This is a genomic window from Alkalihalobacillus phoenicis, from assembly GCF_047302405.1.
Taxonomy (GTDB): domain Bacteria; phylum Bacillota; class Bacilli; order Bacillales; family Bacillaceae_D; genus Alkalihalobacillus.
This window is the reverse complement of sequence record NZ_CP154853.1, coordinates 3,104,974-3,118,719: the sequence shown is the minus strand read 5'-3', so window position 1 is coordinate 3,118,719 and position 13,746 is coordinate 3,104,974. Positions and strand designations below refer to the sequence as shown.

11 protein-coding genes and 1 pseudogene are annotated in these 13,746 nt (G+C 37.4%); 10 read left to right on the top strand and 2 right to left on the bottom strand.

Annotated features, from left to right (window positions below):
* The first annotated feature begins 19 nt into the window (after positions 1 to 19).
* The 8 genes and pseudogenes from AA0017_RS14770 (at position 20) to cntE (ending at position 7,595) form a co-directional block, all read left to right on the top strand.
* Positions 20 to 1,207, top strand: a complete 1,188-nt coding sequence (locus AA0017_RS14770; RefSeq protein WP_413375592.1) for a glycoside hydrolase domain-containing protein — start codon at positions 20 to 22, stop codon at positions 1,205 to 1,207.
* Between the two features lie 342 nt (positions 1,208 to 1,549).
* The gene (gene nikA / locus AA0017_RS14765) at positions 1,550 to 3,064 is read left to right on the top strand and encodes a nickel ABC transporter substrate-binding protein (RefSeq protein WP_413375590.1); all 1,515 of its coding nucleotides are present in this window, start codon (positions 1,550 to 1,552) and stop codon (positions 3,062 to 3,064) included.
* Positions 3,064 to 4,000, top strand: a pseudogene (gene nikB, locus AA0017_RS14760) (nickel ABC transporter permease). The gene nikA and the pseudogene nikB overlap by 1 nt, the downstream one beginning before the upstream one ends.
* A complete protein-coding gene (nikC, locus tag AA0017_RS14755) occupies positions 3,997 to 4,803 on the top strand; it encodes a nickel transporter permease (RefSeq protein WP_413375588.1) in 807 nt (268 codons plus the stop codon). Before nikB ends, nikC begins: the two are co-directional and overlap by 4 nt.
* Positions 4,800 to 5,618 (top strand): ATP-binding cassette domain-containing protein, encoded by an 819-nt coding sequence (locus AA0017_RS14750; RefSeq protein ID WP_413375586.1) that lies wholly within the window; start codon positions 4,800 to 4,802, stop codon positions 5,616 to 5,618. Before nikC ends, AA0017_RS14750 begins: the two co-directional genes overlap by 4 nt.
* Positions 5,619 to 6,389, top strand: a complete 771-nt coding sequence (locus AA0017_RS14745; RefSeq protein ID WP_413375584.1) for an ABC transporter ATP-binding protein — start codon at positions 5,619 to 5,621, stop codon at positions 6,387 to 6,389. It begins immediately after the preceding gene.
* Complete coding sequence (locus tag AA0017_RS14740; protein ID WP_413375582.1) at positions 6,386 to 6,589, top strand: hypothetical protein; 204 nt, start codon at positions 6,386 to 6,388, stop codon at positions 6,587 to 6,589. Before AA0017_RS14745 ends, AA0017_RS14740 begins: the two co-directional genes overlap by 4 nt.
* Positions 6,579 to 7,595 (top strand): staphylopine family metallophore export MFS transporter CntE, encoded by a 1,017-nt coding sequence (gene cntE, locus AA0017_RS14735; protein WP_413375580.1) that lies wholly within the window; start codon positions 6,579 to 6,581, stop codon positions 7,593 to 7,595. The genes AA0017_RS14740 and cntE overlap by 11 nt, the downstream gene beginning before the upstream one ends.
* Positions 7,596 to 7,656: 61 nt before the next feature.
* On the opposite strand, the gene AA0017_RS14730 is transcribed toward cntE, so the two are convergent.
* Positions 7,657 to 8,751 (bottom strand): polysaccharide deacetylase family protein, encoded by a 1,095-nt coding sequence (locus AA0017_RS14730; RefSeq protein WP_413375578.1) that lies wholly within the window; start codon positions 8,749 to 8,751, stop codon positions 7,657 to 7,659.
* A gap of 1,409 nt (positions 8,752 to 10,160) precedes the next feature.
* Here AA0017_RS14730 and AA0017_RS14725 point away from each other — a divergent pair.
* Complete coding sequence (locus AA0017_RS14725) at positions 10,161 to 11,627, top strand: protein adenylyltransferase SelO (protein WP_413375576.1); 1,467 nt, start codon at positions 10,161 to 10,163, stop codon at positions 11,625 to 11,627.
* Positions 11,628 to 11,866: 239 nt separating this feature from the next.
* Here AA0017_RS14725 and hmpA read toward each other — a convergent pair whose 3' ends face one another.
* Positions 11,867 to 13,078 (bottom strand): NO-inducible flavohemoprotein, encoded by a 1,212-nt coding sequence (gene hmpA, locus AA0017_RS14720; RefSeq protein WP_413375574.1) that lies wholly within the window; start codon positions 13,076 to 13,078, stop codon positions 11,867 to 11,869.
* Between the two features lie 191 nt (positions 13,079 to 13,269).
* On the opposite strand from hmpA, the gene AA0017_RS14715 reads away from it, so the two are divergent.
* Positions 13,270 to 13,731: an RrF2 family transcriptional regulator gene (locus AA0017_RS14715; protein ID WP_413375572.1), complete on the top strand. Its 462-nt coding sequence runs from the start codon at positions 13,270 to 13,272 to the stop codon at positions 13,729 to 13,731.
* Positions 13,732 to 13,746 lie beyond the last annotated feature (15 nt).

Genomic DNA, 13,746 nt, shown 5'->3' with positions numbered 1-13,746 from the left:
TGGGAGAGGGGTGTCAGTTATGAAGAATAAGAAAGGATTTTTGTTGTCTTTTGTTGCTTTCTTTGCCATTCTTACCGTCTTTGGTTTTATTTTCTTCGTTCAATCAACCCATTCCAATACAGATACTCAAGGAAATGAAGAGGCTTCAACAAATGAGAATATAAAAATATCAAACAACATCCAAAACTCTGTTTCAAGTGATTCAGAAGTGGAGATTGAAAATTCCATCACAAATAATGCAGAAGAGGGAGAAGTCGATATCGAAAATGAAGTCATTAATGATATAAATGACTCAGGTTCTGCCACTCTTCGTAATGAGATTGAGAATTTCTTAACAGAAAATCTAACAGGATCGCTCAATAATAGTATTGAGAACATTTTAAATGGTGACGGAAATTATGATGTTGAAAATAACATAAACAATGATATTAATGTCAATATCAATGTTCAAGTCAATAACGAGGTTAACAATCAACTTGAAAATAATGAGGAGTCCAATCATAACGAGGATTCTGATAATCAAGATGAAAGTGATAATGGAAAAGAAGAGGGAAATGGAAATGAATTGGTTTGGGGAATTGACTCCGCTAGTGAAACGACAGAACCTTTTTATGCCTGCGTGCAAGAGAATTTTGGGGATCCTCAAGTAGTCGGTCGTTATTTAGGCGATAAAGAAGGGGTATCCTATGGTTTAACAGATGAACAAGTTGAGTTGATCCATTCAAATGACGCTCAAATTTTATTAATTTATAATCAATTTGAGGATGCGACTGGGTATGATAATGGGGTCGCACAAGCACAAGGAGCGATCGAATTAGCAAATGAAATTGGGGCACCAGATGGTGTTGCGATTTTTGCTAATATTGAACCGATCTACCCTGTCGATGCAGCCTTTTTAGAAGGTTGGTATGATGAAATCAGTGCTTCTTCCTATGAACCAGCTATCTATGGAATTTTTGCATCAGACGAAACGTTAACAGCTGCTTTTAATGAAGCCGTTGAAAATAATTCAACTATATTAGCCGATACGTTTCTTTGGTCAGCCGCTCCAAATATCGGGATTACGACGGAGGAGAATGCACCAGAATTTGACGTAGAAGCCCCTGAAGATTCTTTGTCTTATGGTTGGCAGTACGGGATTGATGCGGAAACATGTAATATTGATACAAATCTATTTCAATCCGAATTAACCGATGCCCTTTGGTAATGGAGGCCTATAAATTTTGAGGAGATAAAATAGGATGGAGAAAGCACTGTGTGAATGGACTAACTAGGTCAGTCACGATATTTCAAGTGTATCATCTCTAGCTAAAAACCTTGATTGCATAGATGCGACAAGGTTTTTTAGCATGAATTTTTTAGGAGATTCTGCTGAGAAAAATAGCTAAGAGCTGTATTAAGGTTATTTTTTGATAATCATTTTCAAAATAATCATTGATAAATCGTAATGATTCCGATATAATCCAAATCATAATGATTACGATTTGTGAACATTATAATGTAAGAAGGTTTTTATACATATAACTAAACGTATACAAGGAGATAAAAAATGAAGAAGTGGTTTTATATTTCGATTTTATTCGCATTATTCGTTATTTCTGCATGTACCGATGAGAAGAGCAATTTAACTTCGGTGAAAGAAAAAGAACTAACCTTTTTGTCCAATTTCACATTAGATACTTTTGATCCTCATTTATCGTGGAATACGCTTCGGGCAGGTATTACAGAAACTTTAGTAAATCTATCAGATGATGGTGAGCTCTATCCAGGTCTTGCGGTGGGGTGGGAAACAGAAAATAATGGACAAACATGGATTTTAACGATTCGCGATAATGTTACATTTCATAATGGGGTTTCCCTTACAGCTGAAACGGTGAAAGCTTCGATTGAGAGAAATCTTGAAGTGAGTGAGGCGATGAAATTAGCTCTGAAAATTGAGAAAATAGAAGCGGACGGACAAACATTGACGATTTATTTAGAGGAGTCCCTTTATTCATTTCCTTCAGAACTTACACATCCGAATACTTCTATTGTGGAAGTTGGATCAGAGAATATTGATAATAAGCCAATAGGTACAGGACCATTTCAATTGAAAGCTTTTGAACCAGGCTCAAAAGCTGAATTAGTAAAGTTTGATGATTACTGGGATGGTGAACCAAAGCTCGACCGTGTGCATTTTATTTTTAATGCGGATGAAAATGCTCGGACGGCGGCTTTACAATCTGGAGATGCGGATATTGTCTATCGTCCAGCACTAGAAAGTTTAAGAATGTTAAGTGAATACAGTGATATTGACACAATCGTATCACCAAGCTCTCGTTCTACTATGCTTCTTTATAATACAGATAAGGAAACAGTAAGTGATGTGAATGTTCGCAAGGCAATTAGTTCACTTGTTGATAGAGAGCAAATAGTTTCAGATATTATGTCCGGTAACGCTATTGTGGCTAGTGGACCATTTTTAAAAAATACACCTTTTGCAATAAGTGAAGACGAAAAAGCATTTAATCGACAGGAGGCTAAGGAATATTTAGAGGCTGCTGGGTTTGAAAATGAAAATGGAAAAATGATGAAGGATGGAGAAGAACTAACCCTTAAACTAGTTACCTATTCTTATCGTCCTGATTTACCTTTAATAGCTCAATATTTAGAATCAAATGCGAAAGAACTTGGCTTATCGGTGGAGATTTTAATAGTTGAAAATATTGATGAACAGCTGAATTCAGATGATTGGGATATAGCGATTTACAGTGCTAATACGAACCCTCGTGGTGGTGCTAGTTATTATCTTAATGCGGTTTTATATCCGGGTGGTTCTGTTAACTTTAAAGATTTTAACGACACAAAGTTAATAGAAACCATTGATACGTTTAATCAAACTGAAAATGAAGAGGAAAGAATTCAACTTGCTAAAGAAGCAATATCAATAGCAAGTGAACAGGAATATATCTCTTTTCTCGTTCATCCAAGTAATTACGCGGCCTATAAGAGCAATGTAAAAAATTATAGTCTCAACATAGGTGAGTTTTATATGTTGACGAAAGATATTGATGTGATGGAGTAATGAAATATGTATTAAAGAAATTACTTGAAATGGTTACATTTTTACTGATTCTTTCAGTTGTCAGTTTCACTTTCATGAAGCTGGCACCTGGGGATCCCGTTCGAGTAATGTTAAAAACAGAAGATGTTTCAATAAGTGAAGAGCAACTTGATGCGTATCGAACAGAGCTTGGATTTAATGAACCGGTATTGAGACAGTATCTGGAATGGTTAAGCCGATTTTTTTGACTTTGGAGAGTCTTATATCACTAAACAAGCGGTTAATGAGGAATTGTTAAGTCGCTTACCGTCTACTATCTTACTTGCTGGTGCATCTCTTCTGGTTATGTTAATAGTGTCTTTCCCTCTTGGGGTCTTGGCTGCACTATACCGAGATAGTTGGGTTGACTATATGAGTAGACTTGTAGCTTTAGTTGGAGCGGCGATTCCTAGCTTCTGGCTAGGACTAATTTTTGTTCAAGTATTTGCAGTGAAATTAGGATGGTTTCCATCTATGGGGAAAGGTTCATGGCAGCATTTAGTGTTGCCATCTTTGACACTTGGTTTAGCTATGTCGAGTGTATATATGCGATTGATACGTGCCAATTTAATTGAAAGTTTAAATCAAGAATTTATAAAAGCGGCACAAGCGAGAGGTTTGAAAAAAAGTAAAATTTTGTTTCAGTATGCGTTTCGTCATTCATTAGCACCTATTATTACTTTACTTGGAATGTCACTAAGTAGTTTACTAGCAGGGACAGTGGTAATTGAAGTAATTTTTTCCTATTCAGGGGTAGGGAAGTTTGCGATAGATGCAATTGCAAAGCGTGATTACCCAGTTATTCAAGGGTATATATTGTTAATGGGTGTATTTGTTATTCTAATCAATTTATTAGTGGATGTCTGTTATCGTTACATCGATCCGATGATTCGTGTTAAAGAGGTGAAAAAAATATGAAAAAGAAAGTCGTTATTGGTTTTTTTATAGGGACTTCTCTACTGTTGATTTGTTTGCCTTATTTAGCACCAAATGACCCATTAAAAGTAGACATGTCTGCACGGTTGTTAAATTCTTCACATGCGAATTTACTAGGTACGGATCATTTAGGAAGGGACTTGTTTTCTCGTATTTTAGCAGGTGCTCAAATGACAGTCGGAACAACCTTTATTATTTTAATGATTTCTTTAATGATTGGTGTCCCTCTTGGGCTTATTGCAGGTTTTCGAGGCGGCATGATCGATAAAGTCATTATGAGAACCGTTGATGCTCTGCTCGCTTTTCCTGATTTTATCATTGCTATTGTTATTTGTGGGATCTTAGGAACAGGGATGACGAATTTAATTATCGCGATCGTATTCGTAAGGTGGATTAACTACGCTCGTATTATTCGGGGAACGGTTTTATCAATAAAACAGACTGATTATATTGCAATGGCACAAATAAATGGATTATCAACTTTTTCGATTTTAAGAAAACATATTTTTCCTCATATTATAGGGACTACAGTCGTTTATGCATCACTTGATATCGGAAAAATTATTTTACTAATTGCGACACTTTCCTATATAGGACTAGGTGTGCAACCACCATATGCTGAGTGGGGATCAATGTTAAATGAAGCAAATGCCTATTTTTACATTGCACCACAATTAATGGTTTATCCAGGGATAGCGATTGTAATAATCGTATTAATTTATAATTTAATAGGGGATGCTCTACGTGATGCTTATGATGTTAGAAAAAGTGAGGTATCTTCATGACGATTTTGGAATTAAATGGTTTGACGATTGAGTCAAATGAAAAACTGATTATCAATAATGTTCATTTACACCTCGAACGTGGACAATGGCATTCCATTATTGGTGAGAGTGGTAGTGGTAAAAGTGTGACAGCAGTGGCAATTGGTCGAATGCTTCCTCAATCATTAAAAATTAAAAGTGGAAAAATCTTATTGGAAGGACGCAATATGAAGACCTTTCCTGCTGAGGAAATGCGCTGTATAAGAGGCCACCGTATTTCTTATATTTTTCAGGGTTATACATCATCCTTTGTGCCATTTCTAAAAATTGAAAAGCAATGTGAAGATATGCTCAAAGCCCACACAAACTTAACAAAAAGAGAACGTAAAATCTTAATGCTAAATGCATTTAAAGAATTAAATTTACCGGCTGAGACGGTGTTAAAGAGTTATCCTTGTCAGCTGAGTGGGGGTCAATTACAACGAGCTGCGATCGCCCTTGTTACGATGCTTGAGCCGAGTATTATTATTGCAGATGAACCTACAACAGCACTCGATAGCATATCGGCAATGACGGTTTTGTCATTATTAAAGAAGTTTCAACAAGAGCACGGGTGTAGCATTTTATTCATTACACATGATTTGCGACGTGTAAAGCGTTATACAGATTTTATTTCCATTATGAAAAATGGAGAAATCGTAGAGCAAGGCTGTAAATCTCGTATATTTGATTCCCCGCAGCATGAATACACAAAGCAGCTTTTTTCAGCAATCCCGTCATTATATGAAACAAGAGAACGGCTATTACTTGAAGAACGAATGAAGTTGGTGAATTGATTGTTACTACAGTTACAAAACATTCATAAACATTTTGATAAAAAAGCGACTGTTTGTGGAGTAGACTTAACCGTTAAGAAAGGGGAATGTGTCGGCTTAGTTGGAGAAAGTGGTAGTGGGAAAACGACACTAGCCAAATGTATCTTAGGACTTGAAGAGATCACCTCTGGTAAGTTGCTTTTAGAAGGTAGACCTCTTCAAAGAAAGAGAAATCGGATAGAGCGTAGTCGTATTCAAGCGGTGTTTCAAAATCCATCTGCTTCTATGAATCCTAGAAAGAAAATAATGGATACTTTAATGGAACCATATGATACTTTAAAAATGAAAGAAATTTCATTTTTACATAACACCACTCGTATCGATACAGCGAAACACCTTTTAGAAATGGTAGGAGTACCCGATTATTATCTTCAAAAGTATCCCCATGAATTAAGTGGGGGTCAGAAACAACGTGTTATGATAGCTAAAGCGATTAGCACTCAGCCAGATTTAATTGTATTTGATGAACCTACAGCAAGCTTAGATGTAACGACCCAGGCCAAGATTTTAAATTTACTTAAAGATTTAAAAGAGAATTTGTCTATTTCTTATTTGTTTATTTCTCATGATTTAGCAGCTGTACGTTTTATGAGTGAACGTATTTACATTATGAAAGAGGGACGAATAATGGATGAGGCGACGAAGGAAAATCTCTTCTCGAAAGAACTTCAGCCTTATACCAAACAATTACTTTCAGCTTTTGGGGATGAACGGAGTGAAAGACTCTTATGAAATATGGGCCTACTTCAATTCGGATGTTGCAATTATATATGTTAGCAACTCTTTTCTTTACAGCTAATTCCATATTAACCGTCATTTTTCCTTTACAAGCAGCTGATGGTGGGATGTTAGAAGGCGAAATTGGTATTATGATGGGCTTTTATATTTACATGTATGATTTTACGGCCATGGGCAGGGCAAATGGTTGCTAAATATAGTGTTTATAAAATAATGAAATGGTTATTAATCGGACATGCTTTAACATTAATGATTTATATTCTGTTTACCGTCGATAGTTTGTATGTCGTACGGGTAATGCAAGGTGTCGTTACGGCTTTTTTCTCAATGGCTATGCAGTTAGGGATTACAGAAGTATTAAAGGATCGGGATCGTGGACAAGGAATGGCCATGTATTCATTATCTACCGTTATGCCTAGCCTTTATGGACCAGCACTAGCTCTTATGCTTTGGGGACAATGGTCATTAGACATATTATTAATAACGGTTGGTATATTAGCGATATTGCCTTTCCTCTTTTTTGTAAAATCGCCTCTTCCCAAAAGAGAGCAACCGAATGCTTCATTTTCATTAAAAGAATTATTTGTAGAAGCAATAGCGTTACGAAAAAATAAGGCATTGCTAATCTCCTCCATTACAATGGTCATAGGTTCAGCCATTTTTGGTGCTTTGACAATATTTATTCCTCTTTATATGGTAGTGGAAGGGGAGGGCAATGCTCCTCTTTATTTGTTTTTACAAGCTCTTGTAGTAGTAGGTAGTCGTTACACTCTTAAGAAATACATTCCATCTGATGGAAAATGGCATCCAACTTTTATATCTCTTGTCCTATTGAGCTCAACAATGGGGACGCTGATTTTAGCGTTTGCCTCATCTTTAGGTAACTTTGTTTATGTAGCAAGTATATTCAATGGTTTTGCAACAGCGATGCTTTATCCAACCTTGACAACGTATATTTCTTTTGTCATTCCAAAAGAAAAAAAGCATGTTTTATTTGGTCTTTTTTTAGCCTCTTATGATCTTGGTTTTTCATTAGGCGGATTGATATTAGGGTTTGTTGTGCAGTTTACTTCATACAGCACAATGTTTGTCATTTGTTCATTTATGACATTGGCTGTTATATTCGTTATTTATTATTATCGCTATTCAATCGACAATGAGCCTAATATACATTTAGAGGCGAAAAAGATGATAAGGTGAGTACGGCTATTGTGAGGTACAGATGAAATAATTTCTGTCATGTACTAAACCATTTTTTTACTCACCTCTGTCTATCTATCATCGTTTGTAGTGTGACAAACGTATATCCCTTTTCACGTAGTTCATCAATAATCTTCGGAAGTGCTTCAACCGATCCATCCAAAAGCGGTTCATCTGATTGGAAGTTATGCTGCAAAATGATCGCACCGGGGAAGACTTGGCGGTGTACAGTATCTAAAATTTGTTCGGCGGCTTGCCCGCTCCAATCGAGAGTGTCGACGGACCAAAGGGTGTTTTTAATGCCGAGCTCATTAAAGATGACCGTATCCGCTTTAGTGTAGGATCCATAAGGTGGGCGGAACAGCATCGGGGCTCTGCCAACTGTTTTTTGCAATGTTTCTTGTGTAAGTTGAATTTCTTCACGAACTTTTGATGACCATAATTCTTTCAAATTTGGATGGCCCCAGGAATGATTCCCAATCCCATGCCCTTCATCTACAATTCTTTTCATGATTGAAGGGGAGACCATGATTTGTTGTCCGACCACAAAAAAAGTGGCATGAACTCGCTTTTCTTTTAAAATATCTAAAACAATTGGTGTATAGTGCTGATCTGGTCCGTCGTCAAATGTAAGGGCAACGAGTTTTTCTGACGTATTTCCTTGAGCGAAATGGTTTGGAGTCACTTGGATGTTGCTTTGGATATATGTTCGCGATTGCTGTGAATGATAGGTAACATCCATTCCTAATTTTTGAGAGACAGTCACTAGTGGAACAAAAGGGGTTCCCTCATAATCAATCGTTTTTGCGGGAAGAGCTTGTCTTTCCCATTGATTGTTTTTCTCATTATAGATTTCGGCATAATCGTTTCCGATTGGTAAAGCCATTTTTTTCTGATTGGCTTGAAAGACGACTGATTGATATTGCTCGTTCCAATTAACGAGTGCCCCAGTATGCTTCATAAAAAGAGCAGGAACTAAAACATGACCTTCATTCATAATATATTCTGTTTCAAATGGTTGGTCATCAATGACAATCGTCGCTTCATCTAGCATCGAGTCTTGAGCAAGAGCGGAAGTTTGAAATATAAACACGATAAGCGAAATGAAAAGGCTAAATGTGAGTATACGAAAGTGTTGCAGTTTCAAGGTGTTCATTCATTGACAACTCCCTTAAATGCTAAAATATATGAAATAGAATGGATTAATTCCTTAAGCACATTATTAATAGCTTGGCTAAAAATGGTAAGAGTTATTCTGATTTTTTGCATTTGGTGGAAGAGTAGGTGGTTGGGCAAATTCATCGAATAAGACAAATGAGAGTTTCCGCATGTTCTCATCTGTTAAGACAGTGGATGCCTCCTTTTATACTGTAAACGGATAAACTGCACATCAAGAAAAAAATAATAGGCCCTCCGGCGGTCGCTCCCAAACAGACACTCCGCGTCCTGCCGGAACCTCATGAGCCTCCTCAGCGTTTCACGCTTGCGGGGTCTCATTGGACGGTTTATTCCTGCGGGAGTCTCCGTGTCTGTTTGTCCGCTAGATAATGGAATCGAATCTAGGTTCGGTTTTCTCGTTGAATAAAAAAATAGGCATGACTTCAAAGGACAGTAGCTTGAGAATGATTTTTCTCCTTCCATGACTCATTCCGTTACAGTTGTAAACAAATCCGTGTGGATGCTCTGTACGTTAGCTAGATGATCGAGCTTGTTTCGATTTGAATCCTGTCTTTTCATGACGGCAGACTTAGGAAAAAAATAGGTGGCAACGACCTATTTAGTTCCATAACCAACAAAGTGAAGAAGAAGGTCCTTCTGCGTGAGAAATAGCTGATTGAGAATGGCCCTATCATCAAGCCTCTCCCCTACACTTAGCGGACAAAACCATACGGAGACTCCCGCAGGAATAAACCGTGGAGCGAGACCCCACAGGTGTACCGAGGAGGCTCGCCAGGTTCCTGCAGGACGCGGAGTATGGTTTTGGTAGCGACAGCCGAAGCGCTTCATTTTAGTGAACAGCTTCCTTCAACAGCCTACTAAGAGATGTGTTCAGACTGTCAACGATTGAACCGTTCATTTAAAGTCCATTTGAGTATGGTATCGTCCTAAAGTCAATCCCTATCAACGGTTAAGAGTCAATCATACTCTGCGAAAGTTGAGTTAGTAACTATATACAAATATATATTGAGTGAAGAGAGGGGATGGGCATAATGTTACTTACTAAATATACTCCCATTGGAAAAGTAATCTTTGTAGCTGGGTTCCTTTTGTTTATGTTTGGAATAATCTTACTGTTTGATTTACTGAAAATTTCCTTTCAAAATAAAGTAATTTCTTATTTATTGGTATCAGGAGGAGCGATATTGCTAGTATGTTCTTTTTTTCAAAGAAAAGAAAAATAACGGGGGCTGAATGTTATAAAGTGCGAGGTAAAACACCGTATTTCTTTGTATAGTTAAGGAAGTATGAATGGTATATTCTTAAGGAATTTTAATTTTAATCATTTTGTTTTTCGACCTAAAAAAGTTAAACTAAAGCTAAGACAGATGATGAAAAGGTGAAACTATGTCAGCACATAATCATGAGAAAATGGGATGGAATTTAGACAATTCATATAGCCGTTTGCCTCATGCCTATTATAGTAATCAAAGTTTAAATCATGTCAGGGAGCCTCGTTTAGTGATCTTGAATAAGGGATTAGCTCAAGACCTTGGTTTAAATGAAGCAATATTGGCGGAAGAAGGCATTAACATTTTGGCTGGAAATAGGGCTCCAGACGGGGCAAACCCGCTGGCTCAAGCTTATGCTGGTCATCAATTTGGTAACTTCACGATGCTAGGGGACGGCCGTGCAGTTTTGTTTGGGGAGCAAATCACACCAAAAGGGGAGCGTTTGGATATTCAACTGAAAGGTTCAGGGAGAACGGTTTTTTCTCGGGGAGGCGATGGACGGGCAGCTCTAGGACCGATGTTGCGGGAATACATCATGAGTGAAGCGATGTTTGGTTTAGGAATTCCAACAACCCGTAGTTTAGCAGTTGTGACAACGGGTGAACCTGTTTACAGAGAAACGACATTGGATGGGGCGGTTTTAACGAGAGTCGCCGCAAGTCATATCCGAGTGGGGACTTTTCAATACGCAGCTCAAATGGGGGAATTTGATAATTTAAAAGCACTTGCCGATTATACGATTCAAAGGCATTATCCAAAAGTAGCTGAAACCAAGAACCCGTATCTTTCTTTGTTAGAGAACGTGATCGATCGTCAAGTTGAGTTAATTGCAAAGTGGCAATTTGTTGGTTTTATACACGGCGTAATGAACACTGATAATATGTCAATTAGTGGAGAAACAATTGATTATGGTCCATGTGCTTTTATGGATACTTATGATCCGGCGACCGTCTTCAGCTCGATTGATCAACAAGGGCGATATGCTTACGGCAATCAGCCGTATATAGCCGCATGGAATCTCGCTAGGTTTGCTGAGACGCTCATCCCATTACTTTCAGAAGACAAAGAACAAGGCTTAGAGTTGGCACAACAAGCGATTGAAAGCTTTGGTCCTTTATACGAGCAAGCTTATTTAGCCGGAATGTGTAAAAAGTTAGGTCTTTTTAAAAAAGAGGAAAAGGATGAGGAGTTAGTCAAAAAATTGCTAAGGTTAATGGAACAACATAAGGTCGATTACACAAACACATTTAGGGATCTAACTATAGAACAATATGAGCAAATTGATTTTTATCAGTCAGCAGAATTTAAAGAATGGCACCTACAATGGCAAGTAAGATTAGATAATCAAAAAGAAAGTAAACAAGAAGCCAAACAATTGATGAAATCCAGCAATCAAGCAATCATTCCCCGGAATCACCGAGTCGAGGAAGCATTAGAAGCGGCAGTGGTGGATGAGGATTTTAGTGTAATGGAAAAGCTGCTAGAAGTTCTAGCTAATCCTTTCGCTTATTCAGATAAGCAGAATGAATTCACAAAGTTACCTGAGAGTGATGAAGGGTATCAAACGTATTGTGGAACGTGATTGGAGAAGATTTATTTAGAAGAAAGATTAAACGCGGGGGAAAATTAAGAAAAAAAAGACTGAGACATAACTAGCTATAGAAAGTAGAAAACGAATCAAAGAACATATTTTAGTTGTTTGTCGGTTCGAATAAATAGAACGAAAGCCTGTGATATTTTATGAGTAAAATGTCACAGGCTTTTCATATTAAAGGAGTTTTTTGTTCTAGCCTCTTTCCCTTGATTAAGCTATAAACTTTCTTATAGTTTCATTGCTGGACCAAAAAATTCATAATGAATTTGGTTATCTGTGATTCCCCACTCTTTTAAAGATTCGTTAATCACTTTCATAAATGGAACGGGACCACAGAAATAGAAGTCAGCCTCTTTATGTTGAATAATGGACTGTAACCAAGCTAAATCAATAAATCCTTCCTTTTGAAACTTTTGCTGCTCGTAGTCTGACTCTGTTGGCGATTGATAACAAACATAGGATTTAACGTTTGGATTTTCAGTTGAAACCTGCTCAACTTGGTCGTGTAGAGCATGAGTCTCACTATTCATGGTTGCATGAATAAATGTGACCTCTCGTTTAGGATGTTGCTGTACAGCCGTTAATAACATGCTCATCATTGGCGTTAATCCTACCCCACCACTTATTAGAACGACAGGTCGCTCAGTTGTTGTGTCTAGTACAAAGTCACCAGCAGGGGCACTGAGTTCGAGGGTATCTCCTTCTTGAATTTTTTCATGTAAATAATTGGATACTATACCATTTGGTTTGTCTTTTTCATTTTCACGCTTGACGCTAATACGATAATAATCTTTTCCAGCGGCATCCGATAAACTATATTGACGGATATGAGTATAATCTTCTCCAGCAATTTGGACTCTTACACTCACATATTGTCCTGGAAGAAAAGAGGGAATAGGCTGGCCATCTTCTGATTTTAGATAGAAGGAGGTGATCAGGCTGCTCTCTTTTACTTTTTTGGATACGATAAAATGACGGAAATCCTTCCAGCCGCCTTGTTGTTGCTCAGCTTCCTCATACATCTCTTTTTCAATGCTAATAAAAGCATCGGCAATGACACCATAGGCCTCTCCCCAAGCTTGCAAGATTTCATCAGTAGCAGCCTCTCCAAGTACGTCTTTAATTGCTAAAAGCAGATGCTCTCCAACAATAGGGTAGTGCTCTGCCTTTACTCCTAAACTGCGATGTTTGTGAGCGATTTGTTTTACAACTGGGATAATGTTTTCTAATTGGTCAATATGAAGGGCTGCGGCATAAACGACATTTGCTAAAGCGGCTTGCTGACGGCCTTTCTTTTGATTAATATGGTTAAAAATATTTAATAGTTCGGGATGATTTTGAAACATAAGCTTGTAAAAACGTGTGGTAATTTTTTCTCCATGTATTTCTAAAACGGGGACAGTGGATTTAATAATAGCGATCGTTTTTGAATTTAGCATGTTTGGTCACGCTCCTAAACGGTAATTTGAAATAATCTTCTCTTTATTAATATCAGTTTAATTGCATAAAAGATATATTTTAAATACATCTTTAAAATTTTGACACATTTGTGTTCACCAAATTGTACGAAAAGAATTATGAAGGGGGTTATGATAAAATGAAATAAATAATTGGGAAATGAGGGGAAGTCATGCGGTTAACGAACTACACAGACTACTCTTTACGTGTGTTGATCTATCTTGCTGTTAATAAGCAAAAGCCTTTAGTCACAATTCAAGAAATTGCTGATGCATATCATATATCGAAAAATCATCTTATGAAGGTCGTCCATCAACTTGGGAAAATGGGGTATCTTGAGAATATTCGTGGCCGAAATGGTGGGCTGAAACTAGCTAAGTTACCAGTGGATATTAATATAGGAGAAATTGTCAGGCAAACGGAGGATGATTTCCATATGGTAGAATGTTTTGATCCGAAGAAGAATGCTTGTGCACTAGCACCAGCTTGTACATTAAAAGGGGTATTAAAACAAGCAACTCAAGCCTATTTAAACGTTTTGTATGGATTTACATTAGAGGATTTAGTGCATAACTCGGATTCATTGATGGAATTATTAAATCAACATTCACATAAAGTAGGTGATGGAAGCTGAAAGAATTAGTAGGAA